This is a genomic window from Janthinobacterium sp. GW822-FHT07A03 (assembly GCF_058798815.1).
The window spans coordinates 326046-343828 of the sequence record NZ_JBXAKW010000003.1 but is presented as its reverse complement, the minus strand read 5'-3'; the positions used below and the strand labels follow the sequence as shown (position 1 = coordinate 343828).

The 17783-nt window shown below is 62.6% G+C and carries 20 protein-coding genes; 10 read left to right on the top strand and 10 right to left on the bottom strand.

The features are described 5' to 3' along the window. Positions 1-29: 29 nt before the first annotated feature. Genes AC1RJW_RS11155 through AC1RJW_RS11140 form a run of 4 tightly spaced genes read right to left on the bottom strand, consistent with a single transcriptional unit; the run spans position 30 to position 4645 of the window. On the bottom strand, positions 30-2078 hold the full coding sequence (locus AC1RJW_RS11155; RefSeq protein ID WP_493044963.1) for a sodium:solute symporter family protein: 2049 nt from the start codon (positions 2076-2078) through the stop codon (positions 30-32). Then, on the bottom strand, positions 2075-2389 hold the full coding sequence (locus AC1RJW_RS11150) for a DUF4212 domain-containing protein (RefSeq protein ID WP_493044962.1): 315 nt from the start codon (positions 2387-2389) through the stop codon (positions 2075-2077). The genes AC1RJW_RS11155 and AC1RJW_RS11150 overlap by 4 nt, the downstream gene beginning before the upstream one ends. Next, complete coding sequence (locus tag AC1RJW_RS11145; protein ID WP_493044961.1) at positions 2382-3914, bottom strand: sensor histidine kinase; 1533 nt, start codon at positions 3912-3914, stop codon at positions 2382-2384. The genes AC1RJW_RS11150 and AC1RJW_RS11145 overlap by 8 nt, the downstream gene beginning before the upstream one ends. After that, complete coding sequence (locus AC1RJW_RS11140; protein ID WP_034746066.1) at positions 3911-4645, bottom strand: response regulator; 735 nt, start codon at positions 4643-4645, stop codon at positions 3911-3913. The genes AC1RJW_RS11145 and AC1RJW_RS11140 overlap by 4 nt, the downstream gene beginning before the upstream one ends. A 241-nt stretch (positions 4646-4886) precedes the next feature. On the opposite strand from AC1RJW_RS11140, the gene recA reads away from it, so the two are divergent. The 6 genes from recA to AC1RJW_RS11110 all read left to right on the top strand — a co-directional run bounded on the left by recA (position 4887) and on the right by AC1RJW_RS11110 (position 10526). Then, the gene (recA, locus tag AC1RJW_RS11135) at positions 4887-5990 is read left to right on the top strand and encodes a recombinase RecA (RefSeq protein WP_076565922.1); all 1104 of its coding nucleotides are present in this window, start codon (positions 4887-4889) and stop codon (positions 5988-5990) included. A 203-nt stretch (positions 5991-6193) separates the two neighbouring features. After that, positions 6194-6649 carry a recombination regulator RecX gene (gene recX / locus AC1RJW_RS11130; protein ID WP_211548375.1) on the top strand — a complete coding sequence of 152 codons (456 nt, stop codon included), beginning with the start codon at positions 6194-6196 and terminating at the stop codon, positions 6647-6649. A gap of 491 nt (positions 6650-7140) precedes the next feature. After that, a complete protein-coding gene (locus tag AC1RJW_RS11125) occupies positions 7141-7701 on the top strand; it encodes a DUF2889 domain-containing protein (RefSeq protein ID WP_436541385.1) in 561 nt (186 codons plus the stop codon). 78 nt (positions 7702-7779) lie between these two features. After that, positions 7780-8949, top strand: coding sequence for an ADP-forming succinate--CoA ligase subunit beta (gene sucC, locus AC1RJW_RS11120; protein ID WP_070220383.1), 1170 nt, complete (start codon positions 7780-7782; stop codon positions 8947-8949). Between the two features lie 13 nt (positions 8950-8962). Next, entirely contained in the window at positions 8963-9844 is an 882-nt protein-coding gene (gene sucD / locus AC1RJW_RS11115) for a succinate--CoA ligase subunit alpha (protein ID WP_034746085.1), read from the top strand. A gap of 217 nt (positions 9845-10061) precedes the next feature. Beyond that, positions 10062-10526: a pilin gene (locus AC1RJW_RS11110; protein ID WP_493044960.1), complete on the top strand. Its 465-nt coding sequence runs from the start codon at positions 10062-10064 to the stop codon at positions 10524-10526. A gap of 21 nt (positions 10527-10547) precedes the next feature. On the opposite strand, the gene AC1RJW_RS11105 is transcribed toward AC1RJW_RS11110, so the two are convergent. Next, complete coding sequence (locus AC1RJW_RS11105) at positions 10548-11270, bottom strand: flagellar brake protein (RefSeq protein ID WP_493044959.1); 723 nt, start codon at positions 11268-11270, stop codon at positions 10548-10550. 163 nt (positions 11271-11433) lie between these two features. Between AC1RJW_RS11105 and AC1RJW_RS11100 the strand changes: the two genes are divergently transcribed. Further along, a complete protein-coding gene (locus AC1RJW_RS11100) occupies positions 11434-11814 on the top strand; it encodes a DUF6713 family protein (RefSeq protein ID WP_493044958.1) in 381 nt (126 codons plus the stop codon). Here the strand turns inward: AC1RJW_RS11100 and moaC are convergent, their stop codons facing one another. Beyond that, positions 11815-12321: a cyclic pyranopterin monophosphate synthase MoaC gene (moaC, locus tag AC1RJW_RS11095; protein WP_070220374.1), complete on the bottom strand. Its 507-nt coding sequence runs from the start codon at positions 12319-12321 to the stop codon at positions 11815-11817. 185 nt (positions 12322-12506) lie between these two features. On the opposite strand from moaC, the gene AC1RJW_RS11090 reads away from it, so the two are divergent. Continuing rightward, on the top strand, positions 12507-14096 hold the full coding sequence (locus AC1RJW_RS11090) for a M48 family metallopeptidase (protein ID WP_493045156.1): 1590 nt from the start codon (positions 12507-12509) through the stop codon (positions 14094-14096). Between the two features lie 3 nt (positions 14097-14099). Here the strand turns inward: AC1RJW_RS11090 and AC1RJW_RS11085 are convergent, their stop codons facing one another. From AC1RJW_RS11085 to AC1RJW_RS11070, 4 genes are read right to left on the bottom strand one after another with little or no spacing between them, the layout of a single operon-like run. Next, positions 14100-14690: a DUF2946 family protein gene (locus AC1RJW_RS11085; protein ID WP_493044957.1), complete on the bottom strand. Its 591-nt coding sequence runs from the start codon at positions 14688-14690 to the stop codon at positions 14100-14102. Further along, positions 14683-15720 carry a YheT family hydrolase gene (locus AC1RJW_RS11080; RefSeq protein ID WP_493044956.1) on the bottom strand — a complete coding sequence of 346 codons (1038 nt, stop codon included), beginning with the start codon at positions 15718-15720 and terminating at the stop codon, positions 14683-14685. The genes AC1RJW_RS11085 and AC1RJW_RS11080 overlap by 8 nt, the downstream gene beginning before the upstream one ends. Beyond that, positions 15720-16145, bottom strand: coding sequence for a YybH family protein (locus tag AC1RJW_RS11075; protein WP_493044955.1), 426 nt, complete (start codon positions 16143-16145; stop codon positions 15720-15722). The genes AC1RJW_RS11080 and AC1RJW_RS11075 overlap by 1 nt, the downstream gene beginning before the upstream one ends. Before the next feature lie 58 nt (positions 16146-16203). Beyond that, positions 16204-16398, bottom strand: a complete 195-nt coding sequence (locus AC1RJW_RS11070) for a zinc-finger domain-containing protein (RefSeq protein WP_070220739.1) — start codon at positions 16396-16398, stop codon at positions 16204-16206. 258 nt (positions 16399-16656) lie between these two features. On the opposite strand from AC1RJW_RS11070, the gene AC1RJW_RS11065 reads away from it, so the two are divergent. After that, a complete protein-coding gene (locus AC1RJW_RS11065; RefSeq protein ID WP_493044954.1) occupies positions 16657-17391 on the top strand; it encodes an AzlC family ABC transporter permease in 735 nt (244 codons plus the stop codon). Further along, positions 17384-17734: an AzlD domain-containing protein gene (locus AC1RJW_RS11060; protein WP_326458733.1), complete on the top strand. Its 351-nt coding sequence runs from the start codon at positions 17384-17386 to the stop codon at positions 17732-17734. The genes AC1RJW_RS11065 and AC1RJW_RS11060 overlap by 8 nt, the downstream gene beginning before the upstream one ends. Positions 17735-17783: the final 49 nt, after the last annotated feature.

The following is a 17783-nucleotide window of genomic DNA, read 5'->3' as shown; positions in this document are numbered from 1 at the left end:
ACCTGGAAAGAAAATTGAAAGATGGAAGCTCATTCCGGCGCCCGGATGTGCTCGACCAGTCCCCTGCTGCGCCGTCCCGGCGCCGGTGTCAGCCAGCTGACCAGGATGGCGGCGGCCAGGCCGGCCGGTACGCCGAAGATGCCGGCGGAAATGGGCGCGATATGAAACCATTGTCCGCTGGCATTTCCGCCCAGCATTGTGCTGGTGTGCAGCATGTAGTACAGGCACACGCCAAAGCCCGTCAGCATGCCGGCCAGCGCGCCCTGGTAATTGGCGCGTTGCCAGAAGACGCCGAGCACCAGCGGCGGGAACAGGGTCGAGGCGGCCAGGGAAAAGGCCACGCCCACCAGCGACAGGATGTCGGCCGGCTTTTGCGAGGCCGCATAGGCGGCGATGAAGGCCACGGCCAGCAGCAGCAGTTTGGAAATCGTCACGCGCTTTTGCGTCGAGGCGCTGGGATCGACCACCTTGTAATAGATGTCGTGCGACAGGGCGTTGGAGATGGCCAGCAGCAAGCCGTCGGCCGTCGACAGGGCGGCAGCCAGGCCGCCAGCCGCCACCAGGCCGGAAATCACGTAGGGCAGGCCGGCGATCTCGGGCGTGGCCAGCACCAGCACGTCGGCGTCGATGGAAATTTCCGCCAGTTGCACGATGCCGTCGCGGTTGACGTCGACGATGCTGATCAGGGGACTGAGCTTGTCCACATTGGCCCAGTACGACACCCAGGTGGGCAGGTTCGCGTATTGCGTGCCCACCAGTGCCGAGTAGATATCGTACTTGACCAGCACCGCCAGCGCGGGAATCGTGAGGTAGATCAACAAGATGAAGAACAGGGTCCAGAACACGGACACGCGCGTTTCGTGCACGGACGGCGTGGTGTACGATCGCATGAGGATGTGGGGCAGGGCGGCCGTGCCCAGCATCATGCAAAACACGAGGGCCAGGAAATTGTTGCGTTTGATGTCGGACTGCTCCCGGTCGGCGGCGGGAAACGGCTGCGCGTGCGGAATGATCGGCTCGGCGCGTTTCTGATTCTGCGCCTGCGCCGCCTGCCACAGCACGCGTGCCTCGTCCGGGCTCTTGGGATAGGCGATCAGGTAGCGTTCCGCGTTACGGATATCGAACAGCGAGGTATTGCGCTGGCGCAAACTATCGAGCTGGCGCTGTGCCGTCAGGCGGCCTTGCTCCCAGGAACCAGGCAAGCCGTCGATGCGCGCCTGATAGCTTTGCGCGCGCTGGCGGAAGATGGCGCGCACTTTGTTTTCTTTCGGGTCCGTTTCCAGCACGTGTTCGCGCGCGCTCAGTTGCGGCAACACCTTGCCGTAGGCGATCTGCGGCACGGGATTGTCCGCATGCTTGACCGACAGCCACATGGCGGGAATCAGAAAGGCGACGAGGATGATGATGTACTGCGCCACCTGCGTCCAGGTGATGGCGCGCATGCCGCCCAGAAAGGAGCAGACGAGGATGCTGGCCAGGCCCAGGAAGATGCCGACGGAAAAATCCACGCCCGTGAAGCGCGAGGCGATCAGGCCGACGGCGTAGATCTGCGCCACGACATAGGTGAACGACACGATGATGGTGGCGGCCACGGCCACCACGCGCACGCTGGCGCCCCGTTTGTCGGTGCCGCTGCCGTAGCGCGCGGCGAGGAAGTCGGGAATCGTGTATTGGCTGAACTTGCGCAGGTAGGGGGCGATCAATAGCGCCACCAGGCAATAGCCGCCTGTCCAGCCCATGATGAAGGCCAGGCCATCGAAGCCGTTCAGGTACAGGCCGCCCGCCAGGCTGATGAAGCTGGCGGCCGAAATCCAGTCGGCGGCCGTGGCCATGCCGTTGAACATGGCCGGCACCCGGCGCCCCGCCACATAGTATTCGGTGACGTTCGAGGTGCGGCTGATGACGCCGATGGTGGCGTACAGCGTGATGGTGACGAGCATGAACAGGTAGCCGATCCACGCGCGCGGCATGCCTTCCTGTTCCAGCACCGACAGGGCCAGCAGGAAGGCGGCGAAACCGGCGGTAAACAGCAGGTAGTAGCGGCACAGGCGCGCAAAGAAGCTGCGCTGGCCGCTCATGCTTGCTCCTCGGCATGAAAAGCCCGGTCGAGGCGCCGCATGCGCCAGGCATAGAAGGCGATGATGGCCAGGTACACGAGCGAGGCGCCCTGGGCCGCCATGTAGAAGGGCAGGGGCCAGCCGAACAGGTTCAGATGCAACAGCTCGCGCGCATAGAACACGGTCAGGAAGCCCGTCAGCAGCCAGACCAGCAGCAGGATGGCCGTCAGGCGCCGCGTCTTGCGCCAGTGCACATCGCGGCGCGCCTGCAGTTCGGGGCCGGGCGTGCGCGCCGGCTGCAGCGGCGCCGTGGAAAGGCTGGGCTTATCCATACGTGATGTCATCCTCTTCTGGCGCTTCCGGCAACAGCAGGGCGATGCTCAGGCGCAGCAGGGTGCCTGGCAACTTCGGCGACGTGGCGCGCGGATTGTTAAAAATATCGACTTCGGCGCCGTGCTGCTGCGCAATCTCGCGCACGATGGCCAGGCCCAGGCCGCTGCCGTCGACATTGCTGCCAAGAATGCGGTAAAAGCGTTCGAACACGTGCGCCCGCTCGGCCGGCGCAATGCCGGGGCCCGTATCTTCCACTTCCAGGATGGCCAGTTCCAGGGTGCTGCGCACGCGCACCGTGACGCTGCCGCCCGACGGCGTGTAGCGCAGGGCATTGTCGATCAGATTGCTCAGCAGCTCGCGCAGCATCATGGCATTGCCGGAAATCATGATCGAATAGGCGGGCTGTTCGAAGCCCAGGTCGATATGCTGGGCAAACGAGGCTTGCACCCAGTCCTGCACCACGCCGCGCGCCAGTTCGCTCAGTTCGATCGGCTCGAATGCCGTGCCCGCCTGCGGCTGGTTTTCCGCGCGCGCCAGGGCCAGCAGCTGGTTGACCAGGCGCGTGGCCGCTTCCGAGCTTTTCGCCAGCTGCAGCAGCGAGCGGTGGATCTCGTCGTGATCGGTCTGGCGCAGGGCCAGCTCCGATTGCATGCGCATGCCGGCCAGCGGTGTCTTCATCTGGTGCGCCGCGTCGGCGATGAAGCGTTTCTGCATGTCGATCGACAGCGACAGGCGCGCCAGCATCTCGTTGAGCGAACCGACCAGCGGCGTGATTTCCTCGGGCACCTGGCCCGATTCGATGGGAGAGAGGTCGTCGGGCGGCCGGGCGCGTATGCGTTCCTGCAATTGCGCCAGCGGCGACAGGCCGCGCGCCAGGGCAAACCAGACCAGGGCCAGGATCACGGGCAGGATGATGAACTGAGGCAAAATCACGCCCTTGATGATTTCATTGGCCAGCTGGGCGCGCTTTTCCAGGGTTTCGGCCACCTGCACCAGCGCGCGGTGCGGCTCATCGTCGTTGCCGGAAGGAATGTCGAGATAGCTGAACGCCACGCGCACGGGCGTGCCGTGGATGGTGTCGTTGCGAAACAGCACCATGCCGCTGCGGTATTTGTCGGGGTCTTGCGGTGGCGGCAAGTCGCGGTCGCCGTCGAGGTATTCGCCGCGCGGACCCACCACCAGGTAATACAGGGTGTCGATATCGTCGCCGCGCAGGAAGTCGCGGCCGCTGCTGTTCTTTTCCGGCGCGCGGCGCAGCAGCGCGCCATCGGCCTGCTTGACCTGTTGCGTCAGCACCGTCACGCTGTCTTCCAGCGCATGGTCGAACGGCTGATTGGCGATGCCTTTGGCCACCAGATAGGTGATGGCGATGCTCATCGGCCACAGCAGCAGCAGGGGCGCCAGCATCCAGTCGAGGATTTCGCCGAACAGCGAATGCTCGATGGTGTCATCCTGCTCCGTGGTGGGCGGCTCGAACCAGTCGTCGTCGTCCGCCTCGTCCGCTGGCGCCTCGCGCGCCTTCACTTGCTGGCGGGCCCGCTGGCCGGGCTTGCCGACTCGCCCGCTTCGGCATTCAGGCGCGCCGCTTCCGAGTATTTTTCCAGGCAATAGCCGAGGCCGCGCACGGTGGCGATGCGCACGCCGCCTACCTCGATTTTCTTGCGCAGGCGGTGCACATATACTTCGATGGCGTTGTTCGATACTTCTTCGCCCCATTCGCACAGGTGGTCGACCAGCTGTTCTTTCGAGACGAGGCGGCCGGTGCGGCCCAGCAATATTTCCAGCAGGCCCAGTTCGCGCGCCGACAGGTCGAGCATCTGGTCGTTGATGTAGGCGCTGCGTCCTACCTGGTCGTAGCTGAGGGGGCCGTGCTTGATGATGGTGGCGCCGCCGCCGGCGCCGCGGCGCGTCAGGGCGCGCACTCTTGCCTCCAGTTCCGACAGGGCGAACGGCTTGGCCATATAATCATCGGCACCGAGGTCGAGGCCATTCACGCGTTGTTCGATGGAATCGGCGGCCGTCAGGATCAGCACGGGCAGCAGCGAGGCGCGCGCGCGCAGGCGGCGCAGCACTTCCAGGCCGGACATCTTCGGCAGGCCCAGATCGAGGATCAGCAGGTCGAATTCCTGGGTGGACAGGGCCGTATCGGCTTCCTGCCCGGTCTTGACGTAGTCGATCGCATAACCGGACTGGCGCAGCGAACGGGTCAGGCCATCGGCCAGCACGCTGTCATCTTCGGCAAGTAAAATACGCATGGTGCACTTCCTATGCTTGCGGCGGTAGAGGATTGTATTGTGTTTCATTTTCCGCAAGGTGGCGAGTTTTTGTGAGAAACCAGGCTTGTATTGATCTGTTTCAAAACAAATCCACGTTCCGCTTGCATTGATCACTGTTTTTTTATACAGTACTGTCTGTGTAAAGAATTTAACCCACTGGCGCTATCGCAGGCTGCCGGATTCCATTGAGTCCGCAACTGTAGAACGGCTGAAAGAACATATGGACGATAAAAAAGCTGTAGTACCCGCATCGGAAAAAGCCAAGGCGCTCGCCGCCGCACTGGCGCAGATCGAGAAGCAGTTTGGCAAAGGTTCGGTCATGCGCATGGATGCCAGCGCACCGATCGAAGAAGTGCAAGTCGTGTCGACCGGTTCGCTCGGCCTCGATATCGCGCTGGGCGTGGGCGGCTTGCCGCGCGGCCGCGTGGTGGAAATCTATGGTCCTGAATCGTCGGGTAAAACCACGCTGACCCTGCAAACCATTGCTGAAATGCAAAAACTGGGCGGCACCTGCGCCTTTATCGATGCCGAGCACGCGCTGGACGTCGGTTACGCGCAAAAGCTGGGCGTGAACCTGCATGAATTGCTGATCTCGCAACCGGATACGGGCGAGCAGGCACTGGAAATCTGCGACGCCCTCGTGCGTTCGGGCAGCGTCGACCTCGTCGTCATCGACTCCGTGGCCGCACTGACGCCACGTGCCGAGATCGAAGGCGACATGGGCGATTCCCTGCCAGGTTTGCAAGCGCGTCTGATGTCGCAAGCCCTGCGCAAGCTGACCGGCTCCATCAACCGCACGAATACCCTGGTCATCTTCATCAACCAGATCCGCATGAAGATCGGCGTGATGTTCGGCAGCCCGGAAACGACCACGGGCGGCAATGCGCTGAAATTCTACGCCTCCGTGCGCCTGGACATCCGCCGTACGGGCTCGATCAAGTCCGGCGATGAAGTCATCGGCAACGAAACCAAGGTCAAGGTCGTCAAGAACAAGATCGCGCCGCCGTTCAAGGAAGCGCACTTCGATATCCTGTACGGCGCCGGCACCTCGCGCGAAGGCGAAATCCTGGACCTGGGTTCGGATGCCAAGATCGTGGAAAAATCCGGTTCGTGGTACAGCTACAACGGCGAACGCATCGGCCAGGGCAAGGACAACGCCCGCGCCTTCCTGCAAGAGCGTCCGGCGTTGGCCCGCGAGATCGAAAACAAGGTCCGCGCTTCGCTGGGCGTGCGCGAACTGCCGCCGCTGGCTGCTGAAAAGCCGGAAAAAGCGGATAAAGCCGCCGACAAGGCTGCCAAGGCTGCGGAAGCCAAGGCAGAGTAGGTCGGATTAGCGCGGCAAAGCCGCGCGTAATCCGACAACACCACAGACGTCAACAATGTTGTCGGATTACGGCCCAAGGGGCCTAATCCGACCTACGCATGGCTTGCTGCAAGGTGTGACCATGATCGCCGTCCCGCGCTGTTGCGCCGGGCGGCGATTGTGTTTGGGTGATGTGATCGTGGAATGAAAGACAAGGTGGGGGTATGGCCGCAGTACAACTAAGCCTGAAGGGCAGGGCGCTACGCTTTTTGTCGATGCGCGAACACAGCCGCATGGAATTGCGGCGCAAGCTGCAGCGCCATGCGCAGGAGGGCGATGATGTGGAAGCCTTGCTCGACAGCCTGGAGCAGGCCAACTGGCTGTCGCAGGAGCGCTTTTCCGAGTCGCTGATCCACCGCCGCTCGGCCCGCTTCGGCAACAGCCGCATCATGGCGGAGCTGCAAAGCCACGGCATAGGCGGCGAAGCGCTGCAGGAACTCAAGGCGGGCCTGGCCGAAGGGGAAGTGGCGCGCGCCTGCGAGGTGTGGCGCCGTAAATTCGGGCAAGTGGCGCAGGATGCGGAGCAGCGCAACAAGCAGATGCGTTTTTTGATGCAGCGCGGTTTTTCCCAGCGCGCCGTGCAGGTAGCCTTGAAGGGGCTGGAGCCGGAAGACGACTAGGCGCGCGCCGCTGGTCGTCCCGCTGGTCCCGGCCCCGCTGTGTTCCTTCTGCAACAGTTCGTCGCTGCCCTGTCCCTTGCCTGACTGGCAGCCTTGCTCCAGATCATTGTTGAACTGGTAAGTTCACTTTCCTCGCTGCCAGCCTGCCGATCGGCAGGCAAATTGTTGCGCTGCGTGGGGCCGGGCCAGCCCGTGCCGTCGTGGGCCGGGCTGGCGCGGTCATTTCATGTATTCTGTGGCGCTCATCGGCCATATCTATCATCACCGTCCGTGATAACAGCGTCAATTTCCATGTGAATTCTTTATGCTTTGAAATGTTTTTATCAAAGCAATGAAAAATTATGTTGCGGCGCAACCGGCGCCTACTGTGCTACACTTTTAGGGTTTTTGCGGCGCCGCAGGTGCGGTTGCTGTTCGTAGAAGCTGCGAACAGAGTGCTTTAGGCACATGGCTGCTTACTAAATTATGGCCGCGCAAGCGGCATCGGTCTTATGCCCCTGTCAACTCCCGTATCCCGGCGCGCCCTACGGCACTCCCGCGTTATCGACGTCCAAGCGTATATGCGCGACGACGGCCTGTGGGATATTGACGCCCATATCACCGATATCAAAAGCTATGACGCGACCCTGGCCTCCGGCCCCCGTCCCGCCGGCGCCCCTCTGCATGACCTCCATTTACGCATTACCGTCGATCGCGAGCTGACCATTGTCGAGGCCGAAGCCGCCTCCGATGCCGTGCCCTATCCCGGTTTTTGCGATACCATCGGCCCCGCCTACAGGGCGCTGATCGGTTTGAACCTATTGAAGAATTTCCGCCGCGACTTGAAACAGCGCCTGGCGGGAATCGCTGGCTGTACCCATTTGACCGAACTGGCGCAAGTCTTGCCGACTGCGACGGTTCAGGCATTTGCCGGCGATGTCTGGTCGACCCGTGACGGTGCGAATGCTGACGTGTCGCATGAAAAGCCGTTTCAACTCGACAAATGCCACGCCCTGCGCACCGATGGCGGGGCGGTTGCACAGTATTACCCGCGCTGGGTAGCCAAAGCGTGACCCCGGCGCTCTGTTTTTCCTGTTTTTTTTGCACCACTAACCGTATTTTTACAAATCAGTATCAGAAGGGAAGCCAGCATGAAAATCCATGAGTATCAAGCCAAAGAAATCCTCCGGCAGCACGGAGTGACGGTACCACGCGGTATTCCGTGCATGTCCGTCGAAGAAGCCGTCAAGGCTGCGGAAACCCTGGGCGGCCCGGTGTGGGTTGTCAAGGCGCAGATCCACGCAGGTGGCCGCGGCAAGGGCGGCGGCGTGAAAGTGGCCAAATCGATGGAACAGGTCAAGGAATACGCTGACCAGATCATGGGCATGCAGCTGATCACGCACCAGACCAGCGCCGAAGGCCAGAAAGTCAACCGCCTGCTGGTGGAAGAAGGCGCCGACATCAAACAGGAACTGTACGTTTCGCTGGTCACCGACCGCGTTACCCAGAAAATCGTCCTGATGGCATCGTCCGAAGGCGGCATGGACATCGAAGAAGTGGCCGAGAGCCACCCTGAGAAGATCCACCACGTGACCATCGATCCGGGCGTTGGCCTGACCGATGCCCAGGCAGACGACATCGCCGCCAAAATCGGCGTGCCTGCCGGTTCCATCGCCGACGCCCGCGCCAACCTGCAAGGCCTGTACAAAGCCTACTGGGAAACCGACTGCTCGCTGGCCGAGATCAACCCGCTGATCGTCACCGGCAGCGGCAAGGTCATCGCCCTGGACGCCAAGTTCAACTTTGACCCGAACGCCCTGTTCCGTCATCCGGAAATCGTCGCCCTGCGCGACCTGGACGAAGAAGATCCAGCTGAAATCGAAGCGTCGAAATTCGACCTGGCCTACATTTCGCTCGACGGCAACATCGGTTGCCTGGTGAACGGCGCCGGCCTGGCCATGGCCACCATGGACACCATCAAGCTGTTCGGCGGCGAGCCAGCCAACTTCCTGGACGTCGGCGGCGGCGCCACGGCAGAAAAAGTGACCGAAGCGTTCAAGATCATGCTGAAAAACCCAGGCCTGAAAGCCATCCTGGTGAACATTTTCGGCGGCATCATGCGTTGCGACGTGATCGCTGAAGGCGTGATCGCTGCAGTGAAAGCCGTTTCGCTGAACGTACCGCTGGTCGTGCGCATGAAGGGCACCAACGAAGACCTGGGCAAAAAGATGCTGGCCGATTCCGGTCTGCCTATCATCGCAGCCGACACCATGGAAGATGCAGCCAAGAGCGTCGTTGCCGCTGCTGCCGGTCAAGCTTAATTAAGGAATCAACATGTCCATTCTGATCAATAAAGATACCAAAGTCGTTACCCAAGGGATTACCGGCAAGACCGGCCAGTTCCACACCCGCGGTTGCCGCGACTACGCGAACGGCAAAGCTGCCTTCGTGGCAGGCGTGAACCCGAAGAAAGCCGGCGAAGATTTCGAAGGCATTCCTATTTTCGCTAACGTTACCGAAGCGAAAAAAGAAACCGGCGCCAACGTTTCCGTGATCTACGTGCCGCCAGCAGGCGCGGCAGCGGCGATCTGGGAAGCTGTCGAAGCTGAAATGGATCTGGCCATTTGCATCACCGAAGGCATTCCTGTCCGTGACATGATGGCCCTGAAAGACCGCATGGCTAAAGCCAACAGCAAAACCTTGCTGCTGGGCCCTAACTGCCCAGGCTTGATCACGCCAGACGAAATCAAGATCGGCATCATGCCAGGCCACATCCACAAGAAGGGCCGTATCGGCGTCGTTTCGCGTTCGGGTACCCTGACCTATGAAGCAGTGGGTCAGCTGACCGCACTGGGCCTGGGCCAATCGTCGGCAGTCGGCATCGGCGGCGACCCGATCAACGGTCTGAAGCACATCGACATCATGAAGATGTTCAATGACGATCCGGATACCGACGCGGTCATCATGATCGGCGAAATCGGCGGTCCAGACGAAGCCAACGCGGCTTATTGGATCAAAGACAACATGAAAAAACCGGTCGTCGGCTTCATCGCTGGCGTGACCGCTCCTCCAGGCAAGCGCATGGGCCACGCCGGCGCGCTGATCTCGGGCGGTGCCGATACGGCGCAAGCCAAGCTGGAAATCATGGAAGCTTGCGGCATCACCGTGACCAAGAACCCGTCGGAAATGGCGCGTCTGCTGAAAGCCATGCTGTAATTTCAGCCCGGTATTGATGCAGGACAAAAAAGGAGCTTCGGCTCCTTTTTTTGTGTCCGCGCGACACGGCGATTTCCGGCCTGGGCCGACGACGCCGGTCCGAAGCTGCCAAAAAGTGTCGCTTTTCTTTCCACCTGTGCCGCCGCTGCCCGGGCATGCCGCTGGCATGGCGCTTGCACCGTGCAGGGCGTGACCAACTGCACTCCGGGAGGATGCGATGCGCGCGCAGAGCGGATTTACCCTGATAGAACTGATGATCGTGGTGGCCATCGCCGGCATCCTGGCGGCCGTGGCCATTCCCCAGTACGGCGACTATACGATGCGGGCCAAGGTCAGCAACGTGCTGGCCGCTGCCGCGCCCTTGAAAACGGCCGTGGCCCTGTGCGTGCAGGAAAACGGTGGGCTGGCTACCGCCTGCAGCACCCCCACCGAGGCCGTTCCCAGCTCCATTCCCGTGTTCAGTGCCACGCGCGAAGTGGCGAGCGCCACAGTGGACAAGGGGAATATCGTGCTGACCCTCGCTGCCGACCTGGGCACGGGGATCGGTGGACAAAGCGTGACGATGACCATGAAGCCGGGAACCAGCAGCCTGAGCTGGTTCAACAGCACCACCGTGACGAATCCGGCGGCGAAGGAAGCGATTACCAAAAACAACATTCCCGAGGTGGTGGCGACGCAGTGAGCGGCGCCTGCTGCGCCTGTATCAGACGATTTTTTGCCGGTCCGCGATCAGTGCTTCATAGGTAAGATTTTGCAGCAGGGTGTAGTGGGTCGGTTCCAGGTCGATGAATTGCACGCCATATGTATAGATTTCGGCGACATCGGCGGCGTGGCCATTCGAGGGCTTGCCCACGCTGACGTTCTGGATGCGGGCGCGCGTATTGACGCGCATCTGGTGCTTGTTCGGCTGCACCAGCAGGGTAAAGCTGAGCGCTACGCCCTCGTCATCGGGCGTGAGCATGCCGGGTGCCTCGATCAGCGCGCCCGACACGCTGAGGTTGACGATGAACACGGGCACGGCCGCCACGTCGCGGTAGCTCAGCTGCGCCGGAATCTCCACTTTCACGCGCATGGCCGTGCGCAGGCTGGTGCCTTGGATGGTGTCGGGAAAGCTCAGGTGCACATAATTGAGCGGCCGGCCAAAGATGCGCAGCACGCTGCAGGAAAACGAACAGACGGTGACGCCGGAAAACACGCGGATGGTCAGCTTGTCGCCCTCGTTGAGCACGATGGAGGCGCCGTTCTCCATGGGAATCTTGACGATCAGGTACTCGTCTTTCACATAGCCGATCACGGTCGAGAAATGCTGGATGGGCTTGATGGTGCGGTGCGTGATGAACTGAATGCGTCCCCCCACCTGCAGATTCATGGCTTCGAATTCGAAGTCCTGGAGCTTGCTTTCGGCGGCGGGCTTGTTGCTTGTCATGCGAGACTCATCTGGATATTGTCGACTCGCAGTATGCATGATTTCTTGATGAAAAAGCATTTATATCAATGAAATTCATATTCGCACTGAAAAATGCCATGGACAGGTCCCGCTGCGCAGTACAGGCTTTACAATTGCGTCAATATTGACGAATGTAAATTTTATGCCGCGCAGCTACTTCTGGACCATGTTGTGCCTGATCCTGCATCAGATCGATGCTGCCTACTGGAAAGAGTGGGAGATGTTTCACGTGCCGGGCGGCGTGCAGGGTTTTCTGGTGTTTAACCTGGCGGCGATTGCCGTGGTGCTGCAAGGCTACCGGCACGTGCTGCTCGGCACCGAGCGGGCGCCGTTTTACGCGGGCGTCTGCGCCGCGCTCGGCGTGGGTACTTGCCTGATCCACGCGGGCTTTGCACTGGCAGGGCAGGAACAGTTCCACTTGCCCCTGTCCGTGGCCCTCATCGTGCTGTGCCTGGGCTGCGCCGTCTGGCTGCTGTGCGACTTGCGCCGCGTCAAGCTCCATCTTGCGCGCCAGGCGGCATAGTTACACTTCCGCGTGCCAATCGCCGGACTTGCCGCCATGCTTTTCCAGCACGCGCACGTTGGTCATGACCATGCCCCGGTCGACGGCCTTGCACATGTCGTAGATCGTCAGCAAGCCGATCTGCACGGACGTCAGCGCTTCCATCTCCACGCCCGTCTTGCCCGTGGTGTCGACCTGGGCGCGGCAGTGCACGCTGTTGGCCGCTTCATCCACGTCGAAGTCGACGGTGACGCGCGTCAGCGCCAGCGGGTGGCACAGGGGAATCAGGTCGCTGGTGCGCTTGGCGCCCATGATGGCGGCGATGCGGGCGATGCCCAGCACGTCGCCCTTTTTCGCATTGCCGGAAATGATCAATGCCAGGGTGGCGGGCTGCATGCGGATGGTGCCGGCGGCCACGGCGCTGCGGCGCGTGTCTTCCTTGCTGCCCACGTCGACCATATGGGCCTGGCCCGTGGCGTCGAAATGGGTCAGTTCCCCGGCGGGGGCTTGCTTGTCTGCTGTTGTCATGGCGTCAAAATAGGTGAGGAACGGGGACGCGGCAGGCCGATTCACGACGCCATGCCACTGGCATGGCGCGTGGGAATGGGCGCCGCTAACAAGGTATGATAGCACCCGTGAATTCAAAAACCCCCCTTCCGATCGTCCCTGAGAACGCCGGCACGGCATGGCTGCGCGGCTCTTTGCGCACATCCATGCTGGCGGCATTGTGGCTGGCGGCGCCGTTTGCGCTGGCGCAAACCTATACGTCCGCGCCAGCGGCGCCGGCCGCCGGCGCGGCGGCCAAGCCTGCCGGCAACTGGACGCCGCTGGCCGTGCCGCCGGCGCCGAACCTGCCGAACCTGGGCGATACCTCGCGCGAAGACCTGTCGCCGGCGATGGAGCGCAAGATCGGCGAGGAAATCATGCGCGGCATCCGCGGCGACCGCGATTATCTCGACGACGCGCCCTTGCTCGAATACCTGAATACCTTCGGCAACGCCCTCGTGGCGGCGCGCCCCAGCGTGCGCGGCGAAACGAATTACGACTATTTCTTCTTTGCCGTGCGCGATCCCCAATTGAACGCGTTTGCCTTGCCGGGCGGCTTCATCGGCGTGCACTCGGCCCTGGTGCTGGCGGCGCAAACGGAGGCGGAACTCGCTTCCGTGCTGTCGCACGAGATCGGCCACGTGGCGCAGCGCCATATCGCGCGCATGCTGGGCCAGCAGCGCCAGGATGCCCTGATGCCGCTGGCGGCCATGCTGCTGGCGGCGCTCGCTTCGCGCGCGGGCGGCGACGTGGCCATGGGCGTGTTTGCCGCCGGCCAGGGCCTGGCCATCCAGCGCCAGCTCAATTTCGGCCGCGACGCCGAACGCGAGGCGGACCGCATCGGTTTCCAGATCATGGGGGAAGCCGGTTTCGACACCACCGGCATGGTGGCCTTTTTCGGCCGCATGCAGGCGGCCAGCCGTTCGTACAGCGACCTGATGCCCGCCTATCTGCAGACCCACCCGCTGACGACGGAACGCATCGCCGACATCCAGGCGCGCATCCGCGAGCAGCCGTACAAGCAGCGTGCGGACAGCCTGAGTTTCCACCTGGCCCGGGCGCGCGCCCGCGTGCTGCAGGATGAAAGCGTGCAAGGCCTGCTGAATGCCAAGGCCGTCTTCAAGACGCAGCTGGAGCAGCAAAGCCGCTTCCAGGTGACGGCCGCCCATTACGGATTGTCCTTTGTCGCCGTCAAGCAGGGCAAGCCGGCGGAGGCGCAAAAGGAACTCGATGCGGCCAATGCGGCCCTGCACCAGCCGGCCGGGCCGAATGTGTTTACCTCGGGCGGCACGCAGGCTCCCAATTCCCTGCTGGCGGCGATGGGGCTGGAAGTGCTGCTGATGCCGGCGCAAAAGAAGGAAGTGGCGCCACAGGCTTTGAAGGCGGCCGATGCGGCGCGCCAGCAGTTTCCCCTCTCGCGCGGCATTGCCCACCAGTATGCGGAAGCGCTGATGGCTGCCGGCAAGCTGGAGCAGGCCACCTTGTACCTGCGCGAGCAGGTGCAGCTCTACAAGGAAGAGCCGGAACTGTACGATTTACTGGCGAAAGCCTATGCGGACCAGGGCAAGATGACCTTGCAGCACATGGCGCTGGCCGAATCCTACGTGCTGCAGGGCGCCACCATGGCCGCGCTGGACCAGCTGACGATCGCCCGCAAATCGACGGACGCGACCTTCTATGACCAGGCCGTGATCGATGCGCGCGAGCGCGAATTGCAGGAAAAGCGCCGCGAACAGATCAAGGAGCAGAAGGGATAAGCCTTATTCGGCTTGCGGCGCGCGCTGGAAGCCGAAGGTCTGCGGCACGGCATCGTAGCGCAACGGCTGCACGGCAATTTCCTTGTCGTCATGCAATAAAGTCAAGCTTCCTTGTCCCCCTTCCAGCCAGGCCAGCAGGGCCTCGTCGCCGGCAAGCTGGCCATCAAGGCGCAGCGACGCCAGCACCTGCGCCATGTCGCGGTCATCGACCTGCGCCACGATATGATCGTTGCGCAGGATCAAGGCGCCGTTGTCGCACAGCCAGGCAGCATCGATGGCTGCCAGCGGCGCGCCCGTCTGCAAGACAAAACCGTGCCGCGGATCGCTGCGGGCGATGTACGGCGTCGCCTCCAGGTTCAGGTAGACGCGCTGCGGGCCATTCTGGAAGAACCAGCAGCCGCGTTCGTCGTGGCCGTAATTGCGGTTGATAAAGCTCAACAGGGCCACATGGGCGATCTTGTCGCCAGGCAGTTGTTGCTGTTGCGCCTGCTGGTCGCGCATGCGCCAGTTGCCGCGCGCGTCCAGGCCCAGCCAGCCGTAGCAGTGCGGTACGTTCGGCCATTTGGCCAGGGCCTGCTTGACGAGTTCATCCATGTTTAGCGTTTTCCGTATGAGTGCGCGCAGCGCCAGCGTGACAGGTTTGCGCTGCCGATGGCGCCGTGTTGCCGCCTTCAAAAAAATGGAGCAGGCGCTGCGGCAGCCAGCGTGTGCTTCCCGGCAACTTACCTGCCGCAAAGCCGACGTGGCCGCCGTGGCGCGGATACTCGAGCGTGACCGTCGGCGCGGCGCTGCGCGGCAGGAAGCGCCCGGGCAGGAAAGGGTCGTTCTGCGCATTCAGCACCAGGGTCGGCACGGTGATGTCCTGCAAGACGTGCTTGGCGCTGGCGCGGTGCCAGTAATCGTCGGCGTCGCGGTAGCCGTGCAGGGGCGCCGTGACGACATCGTCGAAGGCGTGCAAGTCGCGCGCGGCCAGCATGGCGTCGCGCGCAAACAGACCGGGAAACTGTTCCAGCTTGGCCAGGCATTTCGGTTTGAGCGTGTTCAGGAACATGCGCGTGTAGAGCCGGTTGGCGCCCGATGACAGGGCCTTGCCCCCTTGCGCCAGATCAAGAGGAGCCGACACGGCGGCGGCCGCATCGATGAAATCGGCCTGGTGCTGCGACTGGCCCAGCCAGCACAGCAGGGCGTTGCCGCCCAGCGAGACGCCCGCCGCGTAGAATTTTCCTGTGGCGCGCGGGCGCAGGCGCTGCACGATCCAGTCCACTTCCTGCGCATCGCCCGAATGGTAAAAGCGGGGCGCCACGTTCGCTTCACCCGAGCAGCCGCGAAAATGCGGCACGGCGCCCGACCAGCCGCGCGCGGCCACCTCGGCCATCAGGGCGCGCGCGTAATGGCTGTTCGATGAGCCTTCCAGGCCGTGGAACAGCACCACGAAGGGCTGGCCCGGCTGGCCGTCGACCAGGTCGACGTCGACGAAGTCGCCATCGGGCGCTTGCCAGCGTTCGCGGCGGAAGGCCACGGCCGGCTTGGCGAGGCACACGGCGGGATAGATCGTCTGCGCGTGGCCGCCAGGCAGCCACAGCGGGGCGGTGTAGGGGGCGTTGTCAATAAGAGGCAAAGACATCAGTGCAGTATCTGCGTTCCCGTGGCGTCGGCCGGCGCACCGCCGGGGGCGATGGAGGCGTGGTGCAGCACGATGCGCCAGCCGCGCGGCGTTTTCACGTACACATTCGTCGCCAGCAGATGCGCCGGGCCGCCTTCTTCCTGGGTCACGCCTTCGATGACCGTGTGCACTGAGCTCATCAGATTGTGCGTTTCATGCAGCTGTGCGGGCACGATGTGCAGGCCGCCGCCCGCCAGGATGGCTTCCCACGAGGCGCGGATGGCGGCATGGCCGATCAGGCGCGCGCCGCCCGGGTGGATGCAGACGATCTCTTCATCGTCGGCCCATAGCGCCATCAGCGCTTCGAGGTCGGCGCGGTGCAAGGCATCGTAGAACGCCGCTTCGACTTCCGCGGCGCTGCCATTGAGTTCTTTCAGACGTTTCATGACGACTCCGGGCTGGTGCACATAAAAACGGCGCGCTGGGAGCGCGCCGCTGGGCAGTTTAATGATGGCCGGCGCTGGCGCCTTCCTTCAGGGTGTAGGCCGTGCCGCAGTACGGGCACTTGGCGATACCGTCTTTGTTGAATTCCAGAAACACGCGCGGATGCGACGACCACAGCGGCATGGCCGGGTTAGGGCAGTGGGCTGGCAAGTCTTTACCGTCGAGTTCGACCGCTGGCTGGGTGGTTTTTGTCATCTTGTCATGCTCCGTGAGGCTGTATGGATGGAAGTCGGCTGCTGCCAAAACCACGATTTTAACGGATTCAGGCAGACAGCAAAAATCATGGCTAAAATGGCGGCTTTATCATCTTCGGCTGCGGCGCGGGTTTTCGCGGAAATATGGCAGCTGCAGCGCCACACTGACTGGATTTGCCTTGCCGGTATCACCGTTGCGGAGCCGACCTCCGCGCACCATTGTTGTGCAGTTACCACAGTGCGCCTGCCGGAGCGCCGCGTGAACGCCGTCCCGGCCACCAGCGACGATGCCTTGCTGAAAGATGCCTGGCGCGCCGGCCTGAACCTGGGCGCGCCCACCTTGCTGGGCATCGCCGCCTGGGGCATGGTGGTGGGCGTGGCCATGGTGAAAAGCGGCCTGACCGTGGCGCAGGCGGGGGCCATGACCCTGTTTGTCTTTGCCGGCTCGGCCCAGCTCGCGTCCTTGCCCCTGCTGGCCGCGCAAGCGCCCGTGTGGGTGATCTTTGCCACGGCCCTCGTCGTCAATTTGCGTTTTGTCATCTTTTCCGTGCTGCTGGCCCCCCATTTCGCGCATCTGCCGTGGCGCCAGCGCTTTGCGCTCGGCTATGTGGCCGGCGACATCACCGTGGGCCTGTTCCTGCAGCGTTACCCGCATGAAACGCCGGACCCGGCCAAGCTGCCTTTCCTGAAAGGCTTGATCTACCCCAACTGGCTGGCCTGGCAAACCGGTTCCTTCATCGGCATCGTGCTGGGCGCCGTCGTGCCGGCCGAATGGGGGCTGGGTTTTGCGGGCACCCTGGCGATCCTGTGCGTGACGGTGCCGCTGATCCTCAGCCGCGCCGCCCTGTGCGGCGTGCTGGTGGCGGGCACGGTGGCCGTGCTGGCCTTCAGCCTGCCCTATAAGCTGGGCTTGCTGGTGGCCGTCGTGGTGGGCATGGTCAGCGCCATGGCCGTGGAAGAATTGACAGAAAAATGGACAAAACGCCATGTTTGACGGCATAGCCTGGGGCAGGAGCGACGTGTGGATCGCCATCGCCGTGCTGGTGGTGGCGACAGCCGCCACGCGCAGCACCTTCTGGCTGATCGGCCATCACATCACCATTCCGCGCCGCGTGGGCGAGATGCTGCGCTATGCGCCGGCCTGCGCGCTGGCGGCCATCATCGCGCCCGACATGCTGATGGAGGGGCAGCAAATCCACTTGGAGTTGTCGAATCTGAAACTCTTGTCGGGTATTGCCGCCACGCTCTTTTTCGTGATCCGCCGCAATATGCTGCAAACCATCGTCTTCGGCATGCTGGTTTTCACGGGCTTGCGACTGTTGCACGTTTTTCAGTAAAGCAGGACAAATCGGCGATTTGCTCTGGTCATTGCGGTAAAATAGCGCA

Excerpts from the sequence above, each read along its gene's own strand:
- AC1RJW_RS11150 (WP_493044962.1), bottom strand. The coding sequence starts at position 2,389 with ATGGATAAGCCCAGCCTTTCCACGGCGCCGCTGCAGCCGGCGCGCACG.
- AC1RJW_RS11140 (WP_034746066.1), bottom strand. The coding sequence starts at position 4,645 with ATGCGTATTTTACTTGCCGAAGATGACAGCGTGCTGGCCGATGGCCTG.
- AC1RJW_RS11060 (WP_326458733.1), top strand. The coding sequence starts at position 17,384 with ATGTTTGACGGCATAGCCTGGGGCAGGAGCGACGTGTGGATCGCCATC.
- sucD (WP_034746085.1), top strand. The coding sequence starts at position 8,963 with ATGTCCATTCTGATCAATAAAGATACCAAAGTCGTTACCCAAGGGATT.
- AC1RJW_RS11090 (WP_493045156.1), top strand. The coding sequence starts at position 12,507 with ATGCTGGCGGCATTGTGGCTGGCGGCGCCGTTTGCGCTGGCGCAAACC.
- AC1RJW_RS11110 (WP_493044960.1), top strand. The coding sequence starts at position 10,062 with ATGCGCGCGCAGAGCGGATTTACCCTGATAGAACTGATGATCGTGGTG.
- AC1RJW_RS11075 (WP_493044955.1), bottom strand. The coding sequence starts at position 16,145 with ATGAAACGTCTGAAAGAACTCAATGGCAGCGCCGCGGAAGTCGAAGCG.
- recA (WP_076565922.1), top strand. The coding sequence starts at position 4,887 with ATGGACGATAAAAAAGCTGTAGTACCCGCATCGGAAAAAGCCAAGGCG.
- sucC (WP_070220383.1), top strand. The coding sequence starts at position 7,780 with ATGAAAATCCATGAGTATCAAGCCAAAGAAATCCTCCGGCAGCACGGA.
- AC1RJW_RS11155 (WP_493044963.1), bottom strand. The coding sequence starts at position 2,078 with ATGAGCGGCCAGCGCAGCTTCTTTGCGCGCCTGTGCCGCTACTACCTG.
- recX (WP_211548375.1), top strand. The coding sequence starts at position 6,194 with ATGGCCGCAGTACAACTAAGCCTGAAGGGCAGGGCGCTACGCTTTTTG.
- AC1RJW_RS11125 (WP_436541385.1), top strand. The coding sequence starts at position 7,141 with ATGCCCCTGTCAACTCCCGTATCCCGGCGCGCCCTACGGCACTCCCGC.
- AC1RJW_RS11070 (WP_070220739.1), bottom strand. The coding sequence starts at position 16,398 with ATGACAAAAACCACCCAGCCAGCGGTCGAACTCGACGGTAAAGACTTG.
- AC1RJW_RS11100 (WP_493044958.1), top strand. The coding sequence starts at position 11,434 with ATGCCGCGCAGCTACTTCTGGACCATGTTGTGCCTGATCCTGCATCAG.
- moaC (WP_070220374.1), bottom strand. The coding sequence starts at position 12,321 with ATGACAACAGCAGACAAGCAAGCCCCCGCCGGGGAACTGACCCATTTC.
- AC1RJW_RS11085 (WP_493044957.1), bottom strand. The coding sequence starts at position 14,690 with ATGGATGAACTCGTCAAGCAGGCCCTGGCCAAATGGCCGAACGTACCG.
- AC1RJW_RS11080 (WP_493044956.1), bottom strand. The coding sequence starts at position 15,720 with ATGTCTTTGCCTCTTATTGACAACGCCCCCTACACCGCCCCGCTGTGG.
- AC1RJW_RS11105 (WP_493044959.1), bottom strand. The coding sequence starts at position 11,270 with ATGACAAGCAACAAGCCCGCCGCCGAAAGCAAGCTCCAGGACTTCGAA.